Genomic DNA, 20,138 nt, shown 5'->3' on the forward strand with positions numbered 1-20,138 from the left:
CACTAGGCGAGCTCCTGTTTGTTGTTGTAAGAAGCGATTCAGGAGGACAAGTGCACATCAGCGCATCTTGATGTTCGCTTGCAAACATACGAACACTCACAGATGTTCGTTTCAGTGCTCAGACTAGTCGAGAGGGGGTATGGCGGCAACGCAAACTGGGCGTTTCTAGCTTATACCTTGGTCTACAAGGCCCTAAAAATCAGTAAAATGATCGAAAAATGCGAAAATAACAGGAAGGCGGCACGACATTTTCGCTTTCGATCATGGAAAGAAAGCCCAACCGAACATTCGACGGCACATCACAGCGCCGCCGAAGGGTTGATGGGGAACATAACATCAGGGAAAGAAGGCGGGATGCGGCTGGGGTTGGATTTAGTCGAGCTGGATTGAACCGGGTTGAATTGAGGCGAGTGGATTGCGCTGGATTGCGTCGCCTCAGGAATTGCCTTTCTCACCGGATCTTGGCTCGTCACCCTTACCTTCACCGGCCTGACGTCCGCTCCCGGCTTTCTCATCACCATGGTCGCCTGACGGTTTCGACTGGTTGTCGCACGCCGATACCCTACCGCCATGTGCCTTAGGATCTATTTTCTGTTCGAGTCGCTCGGCGCCGTCGGCCAAGGATTCGTGATAGCGAGACCAGTCTTCCCAGTCGTGGGGCGTGCCACTGCGGGGGCGATGCTGTCCTGCCTCGATGGCTCTGGACCAGGCCAGCTCCTCAAGGGTATGCGGTTTTTCCTCTTCCTTGTCCAGGTCGATGCCTTTCTTGGCGAGATATTGGCGAGCATCCATAAGGACTCTCCTCTAGGCTCTTGTCGGTGTTGCGACTTTCGGGGCCAGCGCCGGCAAACTAGCCAAACCTGCTCCGAAACCGGCTGTTCCATCACCATTCTACTCTTCATGACTCAGGTCGGTGATGGGTGTTTCATCAGCGAAAGCTATCGCTGAGTTCAAATCAATCAAATTCCTCTCTCACTGACGTACCGGGATACTCGTAGGCGTTTTACGCTAGGCAGCGTCGCCTTAGGTCTGAGATAGCATCGATGTTGTCGACATACCTCTGGGCAAATGCGGTCAGGACCGCGTCTCATACACGCCGCTGCCCGCTCACTCATTCGGATATGGAACTGGATATGCAAGAACGTCAGGTTGATGTCGCCATCATCGGTGCCGGTACCGCCGGTCTCGGCGCCTACCGCGCCGCTAAACAGCACACCGATTCCGTGGTCATGATCGAGGGTGGCCCTTACGGTACCACCTGCGCCCGGGTGGGCTGCATGCCCTCGAAGCTCTTGATCGCCGCTGCCGAGGCCGCCCACCAAGCCGCTGATACCGAGGCCTTCGGCATCCGCCTCAATGGCGAGATCGAAGTCAATGGTGCAGCGGTGATGGCGCGCGTGAAACGTGAACGTGACCGTTTCGTCGGTTTCGTGCTCGAATCGGTCGAGCGCATTCCCGCCGACGACAAGCTACACGGCTATGCCCGCTTTGAAGGCCCCAACACCCTGCTCGTTGATGATCACACCCGCGTACACGCCAAGCGGGTAGTGATCGCCAGCGGTTCACGGCCCAGCTACCCCGGTTTCTTCGAGGCTGCCGGCGACAGACTGATCATCAACGACGACGTTTTCGAATGGGACAACCTGCCGGAGTCGGTTGCTGTATTCGGCCCCGGCGTTATCGGCCTCGAGCTTGGCCAGGCATTGCACCGCCTCGGCGTGCGGCTGAGAGTGTTTGGCGTCGGCGGCGCCCTAGGCCCTCTTCAGGATGACGCCGTGCGTGACGTCGCGGATCGCACCTTCAACCAGGAGTTCTACGTCGACCCCGATGCCCAAGTAGAGGCCATCGAGCGAGACGGCGACAGCGTGGTGGTGACCTTCCTCGAGCGCGACAGTGGCCAGCGCCTGACCGAGCGCTTCGACTACCTGCTCGCCGCCACCGGGCGTCGCCCTAACGTCGACCGGCTCTCGATCGAGAACGCCAATCTGACGCTTAACGACAAGGGCGTGCCGACCTACAACACCTTTACCCTGCAGTGTCGCAATGCCGAAGGCGGCCCCAGTCATATTTTCATCGCTGGAGACGCCGACCAGGACCTGCCTCTGCTGCATGAAGCCAGCGACGAAGGGCGCATCGCCGGCGACAACGCCGGGCGCTACCCCGAAATGCGCGCCGGCCAGCGCCGCACACCGTTGGCGGTAGTGTTTAGCGATCCACAGATGGCAACGGTGGGGCTCAGCTATGCTGAACTCGAAAGGCGCTACGGCGGATGTGACTGCCTGGCCAGCGGCGAGGTGTCTTTCGAAGGCCAAGGCCGCTCACGAGTGATGCGAGTCAACAAGGGGCTGATGCGGGTCTATGCCGAGCAGGGCAGCGGGCTCTTCCTTGGCGCTGAGATATTTGGCCCGCGCGCCGAGCACCTGGCGCACTTGCTGGCCTGGGCACAGCAACAGCGCATGACGGTCGCCCAGATGCTGGAGATGCCGTTCTATCACCCGGTCATCGAAGAAGGTCTACGTACCGCCCTTCGCGACCTGAACGCCAATCTGCAGCTCGGTTCTCGGATCGTTGAGCGCTGCATGGAATGCGGACCGGGCGACTGACCCAACCCGGGGCCAAGCGACGCAACGGGTCACTACCGTTGAAGCAAGGAGACTGACGATGCCACAGACCGCTCCCAGTATCGTACGCGATATCATGTCCCGCGATTGCTATAGGGTGACCAGTAATACCTCGATCACCCAACTGGTCAAGGGCCTTGGGCTGCACCGGCTGCCAGGCGTGCCGGTTGTCGATGACCGAGATCATCTGATCGGCTTCATCTCCGAGCAGGACGTGCTTGGCAAGTTGCTTCAGAGCGCCTACCTCAACGACGAGGCGCCACTGGTCAGGGAACTGATGCGCCACGAAGTACTGTCGGTGGCGCCTGCCAAGAGCATCACCGACCTTGCCCAGGAAATGCTCGGCACCAAGCCAAAGGTTTACCCGGTCGTGGAACAGGAGCGTCTGGTGGGTATCGTGACGCGTCGCGACATCCTCAGCGCCATTCTGCAAATGCGCGGCGGGCACCACTAGGCGCCAGCCGATACCGCCTCCAAGCTCACGCTCCAACGTCATACCCAGACGAGCGCTGCCCGGCCTTCAAAAAAGGCCGGGCAGCGCTCGTTGCGCTCGCCTCTTCATGGCCGAGCCACCTCTCGCCATACAGGCAAAAAAAACGCCATGTGAGAGCACATGGCGGTAAGGATCGGAACCTGAGTATTCACTCCTAACTGCGACTGCTATCGCCAAGGAATTTGTACTCACCTTCTGTGACCGCGCCCTACCGAAAACTATCCATCCCGCTCGAAAAAATTCTTACACCACCATTTCTCGGTCCGAGGCTAGACGCTGTCTAACACATTGGTTACAGTGCCAATCGGTTCGCGGGTGTAGCTCAATGGTAGAGCAGAAGCTTCCCAAGCTTAAGACGAGGGTTCGATTCCCTTCACCCGCTCCAAAAGCCCGCATCATATTGCTCAGACTGCCCTTCCCTCCTCGTAAGCATCAGAACTCAGGAGTTCGAGCAAGAAATTGCTCCAGTTGTTCAAGCGGCATTGGCTTGGCAAGCAAGAACCCCTGAAAGATCTCGCAGCCATCATCAGCGAGGCACTGCAGCTGGTCCTCAGTCTCCACCCCCTCGGCTACCACCTGCAGTTCCATGTGTTTCGCCATGGAAATAATGCTTTGAACGATTGCCCTATCGTTGCCATCCACCGCCAGGTCACGGATGAAGCTGCGATCGATCTTGACCTTGCTAACCGGCAGCTGTTTCAGGTAGCTAAGGCTTGAGAAGCCAGTACCGAAATCATCGATGGCTACACCAACTCCCAATTCACGTAGGGCATGCAGAATCGAAATGGTGACTTCCTTATCCTCCATCAATACCCCCTCGGTGACCTCCAGCTCAAGCCAGTGTGGCGGAATATGGCTTTCCTCTAAGCGTTGCTCGAGCTGGCTGAGGAAGGTAGGTCGCTGGAACTGCATCGGCGACAGGTTAACGGCCACGCGGCAGCCTCTGGCTCCGAGTTCCTGCAGCTGCGGCAGGTCCTGACAGACCTGCGCCAACACCCACTCACTGATAGGAATGATCTGACCGGTAATTTCCGCGACCGGGATGAAGTTGCCCGGAGAGATCTGCCCCTTGGTCGGGTGCTGCCAGCGGATGAGAGCCTCAAAGCCCAACACATCACCGTCATAACTCATCAGCGGCTGATAATGCAGGGAAAATTCGTCCTTCTCGATAGCCTCCTGAATGTCCTTCCGTAACTCGACGCGCTTTGACAACCCCATGTTGAAGTGGTGACGGTACCAGAGCGCTGTGTTGCCGCCCTGTTTCTTGGCTGCATACATGGCGCTATCAGCCCACATGATCAGCTGCTCGGGGTGCTGTAATGACATCTCTCGACTCGAGGCCATGCCAATGCTGGCGGAGAGTCGGAAGACGTGATCGTCGACCTTATACGGGCGCGTGAGTGCTGCCAGCAAACGGTCGACGACCTTTTGCGCCTGATGTTCCTGCTCAAGGTTAGGCAAAAGCACCAGAAACTCATCGCCGCCGAAGCGTCCCAGGGTGTCACCGGCACGAAGCTCTGTGGCAAGGCGCTCGGCAACGGCCACCAGCAGACGGTCTCCCATAGCGTGCCCGTGGGTGTCGTTGATCGGCTTGAAGTCATCGAGATCAATGAAGAACACCACCAGCAACTCATTTCTGCGCTGGGCGATTTCAGCATGGTGCTTCAGGCGCTCTTCAAACTTTGCACGGTTATAGGCATCGGTCAGAACATCATGACTTGCCTGGTGAGTCAGCGCCGCCTGATCGGCAATGCGTTGGGTGACATCGTTTACGACGCCGATGAAATGGCTCACTGCCCCGTGTTCGTCACGCACTGGTGAAATGTGCAGATCATTCCAGAATCGCTCGCCATTCTTGCGATAGTTGCACAGCGTCACCTGAACATCACGCTGGTCATCCAGTCCTTGCCGGATTTCCTGAACCGTCTGGGGGTCGGTCTCGTGCCCTTGAAGGAACCGGCAGTTCCGCCCCTTGATCTCTGCGTTGCTATAGCCAGAGATGCGGCTAAAAGCATGGTTGGCGAATATGATCGGCATATCAGTCTGGTTGGCATCGACGATCAATACACCATGAACACTGGCCTCAACGCTGCGCTCCAGGATGCGTAGTCGGGTTTCATCATTCTTGAGCGCAGTGATGTCCTTGGCGATACCAAAGACCCCGGTCACACGATCACCCATCATGATAGGAATGGTCGTGACATCAAGCTCATGGAGAGTGCCGCGTACGTCACGGTTCTGTAGCTCATACCGGAGGGCACGACCAGTCCGGGCAATCTCGAGTAGTGCTTGCCCTTGGGGAATGTCGCCAGTCTCGACGAACTGTGAGAAATGCTTGCCCAACATCTCGCTGGCCGGCAGCCCCGTTATCTCCGCTACTTGCGGGTTCAGGCTCAGGAAGAGCCCCTCCATATCCAAAGAGAAGACCGCATCAGGGTGATGCGTAAACAGGGAGCGATAGCGCTGCTCGCTTTCGACCAGGGCCTGACGGTCACGGTGACGCTCGATGGCCAGGGCGACAAGGTCGACGGCTTTGCTGGCCAGTTGACGTTCCTCGTTATCTGGCGCACCGGGCTCCGAGTGATATAGCGCTACTGTCGCCAAGACTTGCCCACGTGATGAGATCACCGGAAATGACCAGCAGGCGGCAAGCTCGTAGTGCTTTACCAGGTCTTGATAGCCTTCCCAGCGCGGATCTGTCGCCAGATCCTCGCAAATAACCAGCTTGCGCGAGTAAGCGGCACTGCCACAGGCACCGACCTCTGGACCGATTTTGACCCCGGTGAGTGCCTGGAGATACTTGCTAGGCAAGCTAGGGCCAATACCGTCATGGAAATAGGTCTGTGTATCATCACACAGCATGATCGTGCAGAAGGCCCCCGGTACCTGGCGCTCCAGCATTCGACAGACGGCTTCCAAGGACTTGTCCTGAGAGGTCTCCCCGGCAATCAGGGCCTGAGCCCGATACTGATACTGGAGCTGCCGATTGGCATGATCCAATTGCCGCGCACGCCCCTGACTCAGCCTCATGACTCCGATACTGAAAGCCAGCAGATAACTCAGGATCAGGCTGCCGGCACCCACGCCGGTGGAAAGCAGCGACGAGGCCGACCAGGGGCCGGGGGGACCACCGAAGATCGCCAGGCGCAGGGGGGACGCACCGGGAAAATCGATGAAACGCTCGGCGAGCGGCTGCAGGGCCTGTTCGCTATCATCGTGTGCATGGTCTAGCGCCACCGGTTCTCCCAGTAGTCGATCATCCTGCTCGACATGCAGCACATAGTCGCCCAATTCGGGACGCATCTCCCGGAGAAGCAGCATGTTCAGATCTATTTGAGCGACCAGACGACCTGCCGCCGGACTGGGAAGAGGGACTGCGACCAGGGCCTTCAATGGCTGATCGGGAGAGAGAAATAGCCACTTGAGCGAATCGCCTTGAGACAGCAACTGCTGTCTGACCTCATCATCCGCCAGGCAGGCCTCTAGTCGGGACAGCGACTCGGTGTTCTGCGCCTTGCGCCAGCCCACATCCCCTGCCCCATCAACGAAGGCGATGCCTTCCAGGGCGGAGAGATCACGTAGATAGCTATCTGCATCCTGTACCTGCAACGACGCTGTGGACAGGCCTTCCAATACGCTCCAACGTTCACCCATGCGCTTTAACGCCTGCTCATGGCGCTTGATGATCGCTTCGCTGGTCAGTTCGGCCACATCCGCTACATGCGACGCCTGCTCCGCTTCGACCCGGTGTTGCTGCCAGCCGACAAGCAGCCAGCCGAGCGTGCTCAGGGTGACCCCGATCACCGCTGCGGTACAGAGCCCCCGACCAAGCCTGAGTGGAAAACGCTGCCAGTGTTCTGCCGCATAGCGCATGGCCAAGCCGAAGCATAAGTAGAAACCACTGCACAGAGGGCTGCTCATCCGCTGCAGCTCCTGCAAGGCGTCATGGCGTGTGGGTACCAGGACCACCAGGAGGCTGGCCAAGCCTACTAGGAAGAGTCCGTTACCTACTAACTTGAAGCACCAGCGCCTGGCCTGCCCCCGCACGCCAAGCCATAGGCCGAAGGCGATCATCAAGGGAAAGATGGCGGAGGCGATCTGTAAGCTCCCCTTTCCCGCTCCGCTATCGAAGCTCACTCCCTGAGGGGAGATCCCCATGGCCTCGGCCAGCAGATACACGGCATAGAAAGCTAGCAGAGCTGACAGGCTTAAGCGCCACCTCCGGTGATGCTGGATCAACGCCAGGAGGCCAAGCCCGGCCAGCAGCCCTGAGACAGCACTGCCCGGCGTGACCCGCAGGCCAGACGGCAGATGAAGGTCCAGCCCCAGTTGAGCGAAGAGTGCACCAAATACGCCCATCGCGGTGGTGCCGGCAATCAACACCACCAGCCCGGCATCCCCAGCCAAGTGTTGATGCTTGTGTGCAGAATCCATCAGAGGTCATCCCTTACTGAAGTACCATCAGGAGGAAGTTAATACTTTTTCCTTATAACTCAGATGCTTAAAAAACAAGAGCAGCTACATATTTTCACTACACTGTACACACAATTTTTTCCTACACACTCAACAATCAATAGGCGAGTTGGCTGACAAGGTAAGAAATACATGCATTGAAAGACTTAGAAGCATCGCGCAGCGATTCCATTTCTCACGTCAGATGATCGCATTACGGATGATGGGTAGGAAAGAGTGGCATATGCTGCTTAAGCATTAGTTTTCTACGAGGACCACACACGTGGAGTTACACAGCCTGTGGCAGTCGCTGACGTATCCAAAACGCATGGCGAAATCGTTGGCAAATAACCACAGCATCCAGTGCGCCATCATCATGCTGCTATTGTGCCTTGGCGCAGGAATCGTATATGCCACTGGTGGGACGGCTTACGCCTATCTTTATTATTGCTGATCCCCATATTGGTTGCCGCCTCATGATATGCCCTGCCTGGTAGCCTTATCACAGCACTTGTCGCCAGCATATTGATGGCTTTTATGCCTCAAGACGCCAACCGTGGCATCGATCAGGAAAGCGCCAACTATTTGCTCCGTATGGCGCTGTATATGCTGCTGGGTGGCGTTGCCGATTGGCTGTCTCATTCCCGTCGTCAAGCGCTCGTCGCCCATCGCTACGTGGCCCACAGCGATGACCAATCTGGCCTCGCTAACCAGGTCGCACTCAATGAGGGTCTTCACAAGCGACACTCACAGCCCAAATGACTGGTGTGGTCAAGGTAAAGATCACTGACATGTCAGACGTCATCGAAGCCTTGGGCTTAGAAGCTGCCGATGAGCTTCTCTTCGAGATGAGCCAAAAGCTTAGTCGGGCGATTAGTGGTAACCACCAAGCCTACCGCATCACCCCAGATGAGCTGGCTCTGATCGTGCCAGACCTCGAACCACATGATCTCGACACAATCAGTCAGCAATTGCTGGAGGCTGGGGAGGAAACCCCATCCATTCAGCAGATGCCTGTCCGTATCCAGCTGGCACTTGGCAGCGCCATTACCGACATCAACAACAAGATAATGCCAGTCAAGCTGCTACGAGAACCGCACGTTGCAATTTGAAATCCATCCAACGACGGCAGGGGAGCACACATTGAACGCAGCATGTCGTGACCAAACAGACTTGGCGGCATCATTGATCACGCTCACCTTCCGCAAAATGCCTGACGCGATTCCCGGTGGCAACCTGCGGCTTACATACCACTCAAGCCCGTCGTTTTGGCCGACGCCCATTCACGAGATCACCTCCCCCGCCTCAATCAATGTCAGGCGGCCGGTCAAGAAGGCACCGGTGTCGATATAGTGGACATTGCCAAGGCTGGTTGGGGTGCCGACGATGGAGTGCCCCACTACTACAGCATCGATGCCATCGACGGTTGTCCTGTCACCTTCCTTGATGCGCGAGCGACCCCAAATAAGGCGCTCGCGGCCGGAATCATTGTCTTCGAGTTCAAGCCGGGACCTGTCAGCGGGCGGTTCAGCATGCACGATGCCTATACGCTTGCCGGCAACGCTTAGCTCTCTTGCGTAGGGTAGATGGCGCATGGCATCGCTGAGCACCATCTTCACTTCCTTGACGCTCCCTCTCTGCACCCAGGTGCCGCCATTGGCCATCCACAATTCATGCTTGTGCCATTCATCGCCGACGGTGTTGAACAAAGCTTTGTAGGCCAGCATCTCGTGATTGCCTCGCACTCCGAAGAACCAGGGCTTGAACGGCAAAGACAGGCAGTCGAACGATTGTGCGCCGCGATCGATCAGGTCGCCCACGCTGAAAAGGCGATCCCGAGCCCTATCGAAATCGACGCTGGCCATGGCTTTCATCAGCAGGTCGTACTGGCCATGAATGTCGCCGACCAGGAAGTCGCGGCCTTGCGTATTGGCGGCATGCTGCACAAAAAAGGTCACGGCTACGGCTCCTTCTGATCTGCCCACATCGGCTACCGGGCAAGGATGGCGCTATCCAACGCCCACCTCTAGCGGGTAGCACCAAAGATCGAGAGTAGATTCGTCATCAGGTAGCGCCAGCCATGCGGGGGTAACCTGCGCCCTCTGCTGCTCCTGCTCCTGCTCCTGCTTCTGCTTCTCTACTATAGTGCCGCCCGGCCATGGTAAAGTGCGGGCAGACTTGGGCGCTGGCGGCAAAGTCCTGCCTATATGACTGAATAGAGCAGCAAGTGACAGACAGAGATAGCCCACCAACAGGGGTCGCTGAGTGCTCTATACCCGCTACACAGTCGCTCAGTTCCTGAATGTCTTTTCCTTCTACCTGTGAGCCGATCACATGGCTACCTTTCTGCTGATCTTTGCTGTTTGCTTCCTGGTCATCGGCAGTATGGTCGGTGTCATGATGCTGTCGCGCACGCCGCGCTACCGTACAGAGGCTCATGATCTGCTGACGCTATTCGACAAAGCGCTCACCGGCAGCCTCAGCGAGACAGAATGGCATACCGTCATTGGCTACCCAGTGCGTCATGATGAATTCCTCGAGGGCGTTCGCCGCCGCGCGCAGCACCTGATGGATGAGCACGGCCGCCCCTGGCAGGCCGCTCAGGGTGGGTCGCTGTTCTCCCGCAGCGGGCGTGACGATCTTCAGGCGCTGCGTGACCACCTCGCTTCCAGAACGGCGCTACGAGAGGCACGAGAGCGACCACAGTCAGACTAAGGCCGCTGTCTTTCGATTTGCATCGGCGTACAATGGCCGCCTATCTGGTTTAATGTGCCGGGAGTGCCAAACCGATGCCCAGCGCCCTTCATCTTTTCCCGCTCGATACCATTACCAAGCACCATGATCATGACTATCATCAGATCGTGATCGGGGTGGATGGTAATGCCGAGTTCGAGATCGAAGGTCTGGGCGGTTCGATTGCCCCTCTCTCGGGATGCATCGTTCCGGCCAATCACGTGCATTACTACGAAGGGGTGGGGATCAATCGCCATCTCATCATGAACCTGCCATCCGACGCTTTCCCCCTGGCAGGCCAGCACCATGAGTTCGCGCGGCTGTTCGACGCGCCACTGTTCTTCTCGTTAGATGCATCGCTCACCCGCTATCTCGACTTCCTGGTACAAGAACTCAGCCACATGATGGACGGAGCGCCACAGCAGCTGGTGCATCACGAACTGATGGCGACCACCTTTCTGTCCTGCCTTAACGTGCGCCTGCAGCCCGCTCAAGAACTGTCCAACGGGCAACAGCGCATCAACTTGGCCTCGTTGGATCGCTATATTCAGCAACACCTTTCAAAACGACTCAGCGTCGCTGATCTGGCACGTCATGCCTGTCTGAGCGAGGCCCATTTCACTGACTGCTTCCGCCAACAGGCGGGCGTAACGCCTTATCAATATCTGCTGACCAAGCGCCTGCGTACGGCCCAGCATCTACTCCTTTCAATGCGCCTCCCCTTGTCGGAAATTGCTGATCAGACTGGCTTTTCTTCGCAAAGCTCGCTGTCACATGCCTTCCGCCGCAGCTTCGGTCACCCTCCCAGCGCCTTGCGTCGGCCTACACAGCCAACCATTCTTAATAACGCTCCTTAAGACGTAACCAAAAAGTCTAAATATCGACTTACTCTCGCAACCTTTCCCGCTTTTTGACAAATCAAGCCGGGAAATTCGCAAGACGCAAGCCGCGCGCATCACTACATTCATCCAGTCATGAAACGACCACGGGCAGTTCGCGCCTGCCCTGACGTTTCCTGGGCCACGCTTCACCAGCCGGGTTCCTGCCACCTTCGCAGGCCACTGACGTCATGTCGGCAATGTCGCCCGGTCACGCATTGTCATGGGGTATTCATAAATGCTAGACGCTAATAACATGCTGGATAGCACCATTTGGAAGCAGGACCTGGATACGCTGTTCGCCCGCATCAGCGATCATTACGTGGTGGATGAAGAAACCTTCGTAGGTGAACTCGTCGACTTCCTGTCCGCCGACGAAGCAGAATTCAAGCGGACAGCGAACCAGGCAGCCGAGCTGGTACGCGAAGTCCGGGAAATGGATACAGCAGTCGATTCCATCGATGAACTGCTCCAACAGTACAGCCTTGATACCAATGAAGGCCTGATGTTGATGTGCCTCGCCGAGGCCATGCTGCGCATTCCGGATAAAGCCACTGCAGACGCCCTGATCGAAGACAAGCTTGGTCCGGCAGACTGGAAGGCCCACGTCGGCAAGAGTGAGTCGTGGTTCGTCAATGCGTCTACCTGGGGCCTTTTGATGACTGGTCGCGTCATCAACCTGGACAAGCCCAAGGAAGGCAAGCCCGCCCACTTCATCAATAAGCTCGTCAATCGCATGGGTGAGCCGGTCATTCGTCGCGCCATGTATGAAGCGATGAAGATCATGGGCAAGCAGTTCGTGCTCGGCCGCGACATCGAAGAGGCACTCAAGCGCTCCAAGCCGCTATTCGATAAAGGCTACACCTACTCCTACGACATGCTCGGTGAAGCGGCTCGAACCCGCGCGGACGCCAAACGCTATTTCGATTCCTATGCCGACGCCATCAAGAGCGTGGGCAAGACCAGCAAGAGCCTGTCGTCCAAGACGCCGTCACCGTCGATCTCCATCAAGCTCTCGGCCCTGCATCCGCGCTATGAATTCGGGCGTCGCGAGCAGGTCCTCGAAGAGCTGGTCGGCACCGTGCGTGAGCTGGCGGCCATGGCGCGCGAGCGCGATGTGGCCATGACCATCGATGCTGAAGAAGTCGATCGCCTCGAGTTGTCGCTGGAAGTCTTCCGTGCCGTCTATGAAAGCGACACCTGCCGTGGCTGGGGCCACTTCGGTTTGGTCGTGCAGGCTTACGCCAAGCGCGCCCTGCCGGTGCTGCATTACATCAATCGCCTGGCCGACCAGCAGGGCGACGAGATCCCGATGCGCCTGGTCAAGGGCGCTTACTGGGATACCGAAGTCAAGGAGTGCCAGCAGATCGGCGTCGACGGCTATCCGGTCTATACCCGCAAGGCCAGCACTGACGTTGCCTATCTGGTCTGTGCCAGCTTCCTGCTGTCGGAAAGCACCCGCGGGCGTATCTTCCCGCAGTTCGCGACGCACAACGCGCACACCATCAGCACCATTCTTGAACTGGCCAACGAAGCAAGTCGGCCCTTCGAGTTCCAGCGCCTGCACGGCATGGGCGAGGCCCTGTACGACGCGGCGCTCAAGCGTGCACCGCAAGGCACTTACTGCCGTATCTATGCGCCGGTAGGGGCGCACAAGGATCTACTGCCGTATCTGGTTCGCCGCCTGCTCGAGAACGGGGCCAACTCCTCCTTCGTTCACCAGTTGGTGGACCCGCGTGTCCCGGTCGAATCGCTTTGCGTGCACCCGGTAGAGACGCTCAAGCAGTACAAGACCTACGCCAACAACCGGATTCCTTTGCCCAAGGATATCTATGGCCCTAACCGCGTGAACTCGAAGGGAGTGAACTTGAACATCAACAGCCAGTACCAGCCGCTCATGGATGAGATGGCGAAATTCATGGACAAGGAGTACAACGCTAAACCGCTGCTGGCCTTCGATGTTGCCGATGACGGCAGTGCTCGCCATGATGTCCTCTGCCCGTTCGACCGCAAGGTCAAAGTGGGCAGCGTGCAGTGGACCAGCAAGGACCAGGCGTCCAAGGCCGTGGATGCCGCCTGGGCTGCCTTCCCGCGTTGGGAGAACACTCCGGTTGCCGAGCGTGCCGCCATCATCCGCCGCCTGGGCGACCTGATGGAAGAGAACCTCGCCGAGCTGATGGCCCTGTGCTCGCGCGAAGGTGGCAAGCTGCTGACCGATGGCGTCGACGAGATCCGCGAGGCGGTTGACTTCTGCCGCTACTATGCGACCCGCGCCGAAGAGCTGTTCGGTAACGCCACCACTCTGCCGGGCCCCACCGGCGAGTCCAACGAGCTGATGCTGTCCGGCAAGGGCGTGTTTGCCGCGATCAGCCCCTGGAACTTCCCGATCGCCATCTTCTGCGGTCAGGTCGTGGCAGCGGCCGTTGCCGGCAACCCGGTACTGGCCAAGCCGGCCGAACAGACCTCACTGGCGGCCAACCGCATTATCGAACTGCTCTATGAAGCGGGCATGCCGCGCGACGTCGTACAGCTGCTGCCGGGCGATGGCCCCACCGTGGGCAGCGTGCTCAGCGGTGATCCGCGCATCACTGGCGTGGTCTTCACCGGCGGCACCGACACCGCTCAGATCATCAACCGCGCACTGGCCGCCCGTGAAGGCGCCGCCCTGCCGACACTGATCGCCGAGACTGGCGGCATGAACGCCATGATCGTCGACTCGACCGCCCTGCCCGAGCAGGTCGTGGCCGATGTCGTGCAGTCCGCGTTCCAGAGTGCCGGTCAGCGCTGCTCCGCACTGCGCGTGCTTTACCTCCAGGAAGACGTGGCCGACCGGGTCATCGAGATCCTCAAGGGCGCGATGGACGAGCTGCATGTGGGCGATCCGCGCAACCTGGGTACCGATGTGGGCCCGGTGATCGACGAGGACGCGCGCAAGGGCCTGATGGCTCACATCGAGAAACTCAAGGGCGAAGGCCGTCTGGTCGCCGAAACCAAACTCGACCCGGTGCACACCGCCGAGGGCACCTTCGTCGCCCCGGTCGCCTTCGAGATCGACAGCATCGACGCCCTGGAGCGCGAGCAATTCGGCCCGATTCTGCATATCGTTCGCTACAAGGCCAGCGAGATCGATAAGGTGGTCCAATCCATCAACGATCGCCGCTACGGTCTGACCTTCGGCGTGCATAGCCGCAACGAATCCTTCGCCGAAGAAATCGCGCAAAAGATTCGGGTAGGCAATGTATACGTAAATCGTAATATCATAGGCGCCGTCGTCGGCGTCCAGCCCTTCGGTGGTCAGGGGCTGTCGGGCACCGGCCCCAAGGCGGGTGGTCCGAACTATCTGTTGCGTTTCGCCACAGAGAAGACGCTGACTATCAATACCGCCGCGCTCGGCGGCAACGCGTCGCTACTCGCGATGGGTGATGAATAACCCGGATCGAGTAGTCTGCCCTGCGGGGGATGCCCCCCGCAGGGCGGGAACGTACGAAAAGGCCTTGTAGATCGTCTATAACTAAAGCAGGGCCCTTTCGGCGTTGGACAACAATAACTGCAGAAGGACGACTCAAGATGATAGAAAAAACCTAGCCCCCAGCTTTACCTTCGCGCTCTACCTGAAGCAGGTGAAGAGAAAAGAGTTACAAAAACAATGCGTGCCACTACCGGATTCTGCACGGTAAACGCACTAACCGGTCGGAACGAGTTCCGCCCTAATAAATTGGAGATGTTCCATGGCTATTGGTGTTTGGATCAGCCTATTTGTTTACTTTGCGCTCATGGTTGCCATCGGCATCTATGCGATGCGCAAAGCCACGTCGTCGTCTGAAGACTACATGCTAGGTGGACGATCTCTCAGTCCAAAGGTAGCGGCCCTATCGGCCGGTGCATCGGACATGAGCGGTTGGTTGCTCCTGGGTCTGCCCGGTGCGCTGTTTGCATCTGGCCTGGGTTCTGCCTGGATCGGTATCGGCCTGCTTGTTGGCGCGTTCTTCAACTGGACACTGGTCGCACCACGCCTTCGTGAACAGACGGTTCACTATGGCAATGCGATTACCATTCCGTCTTTCCTGGCCAACCGGTTCCCGACTCAGGCGATGTCGCTGAGAACGGTATCCGCTATCGTCATCGTGATCTTCTTCGCGGTTTATACAGCGTCAGGCCTGGTGGCAGGCGGCAAGCTGTTTGAAAGCGCGTTCTCCGGGATCTTCAACTTCGGTGGTCTAAGCGACTACGCCGTAGGTATCGTCATCACCTTGGGCGTGGTACTTGCCTACACGGTGGTCGGTGGCTTCCTGGCCGTGAGCATGACGGACTTCGTGCAAGGCTGCATCATGATGCTGGCCCTGGTGATCATGCCGGCGGTAGTGCTCTTTGGCGAAGGCGGCGGCGGTTTCGCCCAGGCGTCACAGACGCTGAATGAAGTCGATCCCACGCTGTTATCCTGGACCAACGGGCTGACCTTTATCGGTTGGCTGTCTGCGGTTACCTGGGGTCTGGGTTATTTCGGTCAGCCGCACATCATCGTGCGCTTCATGGCTATCCGGACGCTGAAGGAAGTGCCAGTTGCCCGTAACATCGGTATGGGCTGGATGGCTATCTCCCTGATCGGCGCGGTCTCACTGGGTATTTTCGGCCGCGCTTATGCGGTTCGCAATGGCTTGAACATTGAAGATCCAGAAACCATCTTCATCGTTCTGTCGAACCTGCTGTTCCATCCGCTGATCACTGGCTTCCTCTATGCAGCACTGCTGGCAGCGATCATGAGCACCATCTCCAGTCAGCTGCTGGTGTCCTCATCCTCACTGACCGAGGACTTCTATCGCCTGTTCCTGCGTAAAGAAGCCAGCGATCGTGAGTGTGTGAATGTTGGCCGCATCTGCGTAGTACTGGTTGGCCTGGTTGCTGCCGTCATTGCCTCTGATCCCAACTCTCAGGTTCTGGGACTGGTCAGTAATGCCTGGGCAGGCTTCGGCTCGGCGTTTGGTCCTTTGATCATTCTGTCGCTGATGTGGCAGCGTACTAACGGCGCTGGTGCCATTGCGGGCATGGTGGTCGGTGCTCTCACCGTCATTATCTGGATCTCTCTGGGCTGGAATGGATCGTTCATGGGTGGCCCGGGTGTGTACGAGATCATTCCTGGCTTCATCGCTTCCATGATTGCCATTCTGGTGGTGAGCAGCGTTACTGCTGATGCAGGCGAATATCAGCACATCACTCGCTAAGAGCGCGCGCATGACGCTCTCAACGTAGTGAAAGGCGTAGTAACAAGCGAGTAACAAGCGTAGTGAAAGGGCTCCTGAGGGGGCCCTTTTTATTATCTGCTGATACCAGGCCAACAGGACCCGGCTGGCGGCCACCATCGCCAGCGTAATGCCCTCCCCCAGTTTTCGCTTTTTGACTCATGTTGACCCGAGTCGCCATCAAGTGCCCGGCGTCCTTGCCGGCTGCCAACGCCAGCCCCTACCTGGTCGTTGCGCACAAAGACCGCCAGTGTTGCCACGGCGAATGGGCAAGTGATCGAGCAGTTACGCGCGCCGAGCTTGCGCAGATCTACCTTGAGCATGTGATACCGAACAGCGATGCATAGCCCCCTCATTCCGACCTGAATGAAGCGGCCATAAACCCTATGATATTCATCGTCAGATAGATGCCCGGGCCGAATCCTTCCTGGGAGTAAATTCGGGCAAGCAATGTAGACGTAAATCGTAATATCATTGGCGCCGTCGTCAGCGTTCGGCCCTTCGATGGTCAGGGTCTATCAGGCACCGCTCTCATGCGGGTGGCCCCATCTATCTGCTGCGTTTCGTCTTTTTCGCTTCGTCCCAGAGATAACCCTGACCATCAATACCGCCGCGTTCGACGGCACCGCGTCGCTATTCGCTATGGGTGATGAGTCACTCATTACGAATGGTCTGCCAAGCAGGATAGTAACGCTCCGCTTGGCGGGTACGTACGAAAAGGCCTTGCCTTTCTTTTATAAGAAAAGCAGGGCCCTTTCGGCGTTTGACAACCATAACCGCAGAAGGACGACTCAACATGGTTGAAAACAACCTGACCATCGGCTTTACCTTCGCGCTCTATCTGGTGGTGATGCTCGGCATCGGCGTCATCGCTTATAAGCGCACGACCAACCTCTCCGACTACATTCTTGGCGGTCGTTCTCTTGGGCCCTGGACGTCAGCTATTTCGGCCGGCGCCTCCGACATGTCCGGCTGGCTGCTGCTTGGCCTGCCGGGCGCAGCCTATGTCAGCGGCCTTTCTGCTGGCTGGATCGGCATCGGTCTGCTCGCAGGCACCTGGCTGAACTGGCTGATCGTGGCCCGCCGCATGCGCGTCTACAGCTTCAAGTCTGGCGACGCCCTGACCCTGCCGGAGTTCTTCGCCAACCGCTTCCGCGACAAGACTCAGCTGCTACGTGTGGTATCAGCGATCTTCATCCTGATGTTCTTCATGTTCTACACCAGCTCCGGCCTGGTCGCCGGCGGCAAGCTGTTCGAAACTGTCTTCGGCCTCGATTACACCCTGGCAGTGACAGTCGGCACCCTGGCAATCATCTCCTACACCTTCTTCGGCGGTTTCCTGGCGGTGTCCTGGACCGACTTGATCCAAGGCCTGATGATGGCTGCCGCCCTGCTGATCGTACCGGTCATCGCCCTGTCCGAGCTCGGTGGTTTCAGCGGCAGTAGCGCCCAGATCCTCGCCGAAAATGGTGACATGCTGAAATGGTTCACCGATGCCAACACCGGCGAGTCCCTGACCGCTATCGGCATCATCAGCTCCATGGCATGGGGCCTGGGTTATTTCGGTCAGCCGCATATCCTAGCGCGCTTTGCCGCCATCCGCAGCCCGAACGACATCCCGGCCGCACGTCGCATCGCCGTGTCCTGGTCGGCGCTCTGCCTGATCTGTGCCATGGGTGTTGGCCTGCTGGGCACCGTCTACATGGCCCGCGACCTGGGTGACGGCGAGACCATCTTCATGATCATGGTCAATGCTATCTTCCATCCGGTCATCGCCGGCGTGCTGCTGGCCGCGATCCTGGCAGCCGTGATGTCCACCGCCGACTCCCAACTGCTGGTCTCTTCCTCAGCCCTGACCGATGACTTCTACAAAGCCATGATCCGTAAGGATGCCTCTCAGAGTGAACTGGTCTGGGTGGGGCGCTTCGCGGTCATCGGCATCGCCGTCATTGCCTACCTGCTGGCCCTGAACCCGGACTCTTCCGTGCTGGGACTGGTGTCCTACGCCTGGGCGGGCTTCGGCGCGGCCTTCGGCCCGGCGCTGATCATGGCCCTGTTCTGGCGTCGCATGAACACCTGGGGCGCCCTGGCCGGCATCTTGGTCGGTGGTGTGACCGTAGTGGCCTGGGCTCAGATCTCCGGCGGCATCTTCGATCTTTACGAAATCGTGCCGGGCGTGATCTTCGCCTACATCGCCATCGTTGTGGTCTCACTGATCACCGGTGAGCCGACTGCCGAGATCACCGAGGAGTTCGACTCCATCAAGGAAGGTTGAACCTTTTCCATCTCGAGCAAGTTTCGGTTCAGAGCTAGAACTGCGGGGGCGCCCATTGGCGCCCCCGCTGCGTTTCATGCCTTCACGAACCTAGCTGGCTGACGCCTGACCAGCTTGCTGACCCAGTCCACCGCTCAGGCCGCCGTCATTCGGCCAAGCACGAATAGCGCAAAAACCACCAGCCCCCACCAGCAGGCGGGCGCTGACATCAACTGACGAAGCCAACGACGAGGCGCTGTCACCCCCACCCCGTGCATGAAACCTGCCCCTATTGCCCATAGCCCCAGCAGCACCATCGGCAGGCGCCATCCCCAGGACAAGTCGCTGAGCGCCTCAGGCCGCCACAGCAGCGCCACCGAGAGAACCGACGACAGCACCAGGCCGGCAAAGGGCAGCCAAACCTGCCGTAACATGCGTGAATTCATATGTCCTCCTTGCCGACTCGCCGTTATCAAGCAGCGTCTCTCTGATAGCCAGTCAAGACCAATTCAGATGACTTGGCGAATCATCATCGCTCACATGGCTGCATCACCTTTACACATCCTATACAGAATCATGCCTTTGATAAGAGGCCATTAACCTCATACCCTCCATATTCTGGGGCAATCATAACTATCAGCGTGATTGGAAAAATCTTGATGCCAAAGGAAACACTGTTTCCTATACTGCTCTTGTCAAACTAGGAGCCGGCCAGCGACCGCTAGCGTCGATCCACTAGAAGCAACCAGGAGGCTTACATGAACAAGGCAACTCTTTTTTCCGCAGCTGTTATCGCCACCAGCGGCTTGATGGCTACCCAGACGGCTATGGCCTATCAGGCTGGTGATATCTTCGTGCGCGGCGGTGTCGCTCAAGTCGAGCCCACTTCCGACAACGGCAACCTCAACGGGGCTGAGCTCGATGTATCCGACGAGCGTGGTTTCACCTATGGCTTTGGCTATCTGTTGACCGACAAGGTTGGCGTCGAGCTCAACAGCAGCGAGCCCTTCGAGCACGACCTGAGCCTAGGTGGAAAAGGCATCGGCAGCGTGGATCGCACCCCGGTCAACCTGCTGGCGAACTACTACCCGCTGGGCGGTACTAGGGGCAAGGTACAGCCCTACGTCGGGGTCGGGGTCAACTACACCACCTACTCCGATGAAGAGCTGAGTGGCCTGAATATCGATGACTCCTGGGGTGCGATAGGCCAGGTCGGCGTCGATCTCGCCCTCACTGACTATCTGCTGCTCAATGGCTCGGTGAGCTATTCCGATGTCGAAGCCGACGCCAGCCTGAATGGCAATGGCATCGGTACCGCGGATATCGATCCGGTAACCATCGGCGGCGGCATCACCCTGCGCTTCTAATGAATGGCATCTAGCAACACGCTTCTGATCAGGCACTGCTGATCAAGAGTAGAAGCATCTAACGCCGGGCCCTTGGCCCGGCGTTTTTTTTGCTGCGAGCAAG

15 protein-coding genes and 1 tRNA gene are annotated in these 20,138 nt (G+C 58.1%); 12 read left to right on the plus strand and 4 right to left on the minus strand.

Features of this window, described 5'->3' with window-relative positions; translation table 11 throughout:
- The first annotated feature begins 102 nt into the window (after positions 1 to 102).
- Positions 103 to 390 carry a hypothetical protein gene (locus tag BCL93_RS17095; protein WP_146742467.1) on the plus strand — a complete coding sequence of 96 codons (288 nt, stop codon included), beginning with the start codon at positions 103 to 105 and terminating at the stop codon, positions 388 to 390.
- Positions 391 to 435: 45 nt separating this feature from the next.
- On the opposite strand, the gene BCL93_RS17625 is transcribed toward BCL93_RS17095, so the two are convergent.
- Positions 436 to 792: a hypothetical protein gene (locus BCL93_RS17625; RefSeq protein ID WP_181463052.1), complete on the minus strand. Its 357-nt coding sequence runs from the start codon at positions 790 to 792 to the stop codon at positions 436 to 438.
- Positions 793 to 1,133: 341 nt separating this feature from the next.
- Between BCL93_RS17625 and BCL93_RS07175 the strand changes: the two genes are divergently transcribed.
- From BCL93_RS07175 to BCL93_RS07185, 3 genes are all read left to right on the plus strand, one after another.
- Positions 1,134 to 2,603, plus strand: a complete 1,470-nt coding sequence (locus tag BCL93_RS07175; RefSeq protein WP_112054569.1) for a dihydrolipoyl dehydrogenase — start codon at positions 1,134 to 1,136, stop codon at positions 2,601 to 2,603.
- A 58-nt stretch (positions 2,604 to 2,661) separates the two neighbouring features.
- Positions 2,662 to 3,075, plus strand: coding sequence for a CBS domain-containing protein (locus tag BCL93_RS07180; protein ID WP_112054570.1), 414 nt, complete (start codon positions 2,662 to 2,664; stop codon positions 3,073 to 3,075).
- Between the two features lie 350 nt (positions 3,076 to 3,425).
- Positions 3,426 to 3,499, plus strand: a tRNA-Gly gene (locus BCL93_RS07185).
- Positions 3,500 to 3,546: 47 nt separating this feature from the next.
- Here BCL93_RS07185 and BCL93_RS07190 read toward each other — a convergent pair.
- Positions 3,547 to 7,548: a bifunctional diguanylate cyclase/phosphodiesterase gene (locus BCL93_RS07190; protein ID WP_112054571.1), complete on the minus strand. Its 4,002-nt coding sequence runs from the start codon at positions 7,546 to 7,548 to the stop codon at positions 3,547 to 3,549.
- Positions 7,549 to 8,103: 555 nt separating this feature from the next.
- Here BCL93_RS07190 and BCL93_RS07195 point away from each other — a divergent pair.
- Positions 8,104 to 8,328, plus strand: coding sequence for a hypothetical protein (locus tag BCL93_RS07195; protein ID WP_112054573.1), 225 nt, complete (start codon positions 8,104 to 8,106; stop codon positions 8,326 to 8,328).
- A gap of 29 nt (positions 8,329 to 8,357) precedes the next feature.
- Positions 8,358 to 8,678 carry a GGDEF domain-containing protein gene (locus tag BCL93_RS07200; RefSeq protein ID WP_258396063.1) on the plus strand — a complete coding sequence of 107 codons (321 nt, stop codon included), beginning with the start codon at positions 8,358 to 8,360 and terminating at the stop codon, positions 8,676 to 8,678.
- Positions 8,679 to 8,849: 171 nt separating this feature from the next.
- Here BCL93_RS07200 and BCL93_RS07205 read toward each other — a convergent pair whose 3' ends face one another.
- Positions 8,850 to 9,512, minus strand: coding sequence for a metallophosphoesterase (locus tag BCL93_RS07205; RefSeq protein ID WP_258396064.1), 663 nt, complete (start codon positions 9,510 to 9,512; stop codon positions 8,850 to 8,852).
- A 388-nt stretch (positions 9,513 to 9,900) separates the two neighbouring features.
- On the opposite strand from BCL93_RS07205, the gene BCL93_RS07210 reads away from it, so the two are divergent.
- The 5 genes from BCL93_RS07210 (at position 9,901) to putP (BCL93_RS07230) (ending at position 18,689) form a co-directional block, all read left to right on the plus strand.
- Positions 9,901 to 10,281, plus strand: coding sequence for a hypothetical protein (locus tag BCL93_RS07210; protein ID WP_112054576.1), 381 nt, complete (start codon positions 9,901 to 9,903; stop codon positions 10,279 to 10,281).
- 74 nt (positions 10,282 to 10,355) lie between these two features.
- On the plus strand, positions 10,356 to 11,156 hold the full coding sequence (locus BCL93_RS07215; RefSeq protein ID WP_112054578.1) for an AraC family transcriptional regulator: 801 nt from the start codon (positions 10,356 to 10,358) through the stop codon (positions 11,154 to 11,156).
- A gap of 259 nt (positions 11,157 to 11,415) precedes the next feature.
- The gene (gene putA, locus BCL93_RS07220) at positions 11,416 to 14,607 is read left to right on the plus strand and encodes a bifunctional proline dehydrogenase/L-glutamate gamma-semialdehyde dehydrogenase PutA (RefSeq protein WP_112054580.1); all 3,192 of its coding nucleotides are present in this window, start codon (positions 11,416 to 11,418) and stop codon (positions 14,605 to 14,607) included.
- 298 nt (positions 14,608 to 14,905) lie between these two features.
- Entirely contained in the window at positions 14,906 to 16,396 is a 1,491-nt protein-coding gene (gene putP / locus BCL93_RS07225; protein ID WP_112054582.1) for a sodium/proline symporter PutP, read from the plus strand.
- 814 nt (positions 16,397 to 17,210) lie between these two features.
- Positions 17,211 to 18,689 carry a sodium/proline symporter PutP gene (gene putP / locus BCL93_RS07230; RefSeq protein ID WP_112054584.1) on the plus strand — a complete coding sequence of 493 codons (1,479 nt, stop codon included), beginning with the start codon at positions 17,211 to 17,213 and terminating at the stop codon, positions 18,687 to 18,689.
- Positions 18,690 to 18,823: 134 nt separating this feature from the next.
- Here the strand turns inward: putP (BCL93_RS07230) and BCL93_RS07235 are convergent, their stop codons facing one another.
- The gene (locus BCL93_RS07235) at positions 18,824 to 19,114 is read right to left on the minus strand and encodes a cyd operon YbgE family protein (protein ID WP_112054585.1); all 291 of its coding nucleotides are present in this window, start codon (positions 19,112 to 19,114) and stop codon (positions 18,824 to 18,826) included.
- A gap of 312 nt (positions 19,115 to 19,426) precedes the next feature.
- Between BCL93_RS07235 and BCL93_RS07240 the strand changes: the two genes are divergently transcribed.
- Positions 19,427 to 20,035: an OmpW/AlkL family protein gene (locus BCL93_RS07240; RefSeq protein ID WP_112054587.1), complete on the plus strand. Its 609-nt coding sequence runs from the start codon at positions 19,427 to 19,429 to the stop codon at positions 20,033 to 20,035.
- Positions 20,036 to 20,138: the final 103 nt, after the last annotated feature.

It is taken from the genome of Onishia taeanensis (genome assembly GCF_003268885.1).
Taxonomy (GTDB): domain Bacteria; phylum Pseudomonadota; class Gammaproteobacteria; order Pseudomonadales; family Halomonadaceae; genus Onishia; species Onishia taeanensis_A.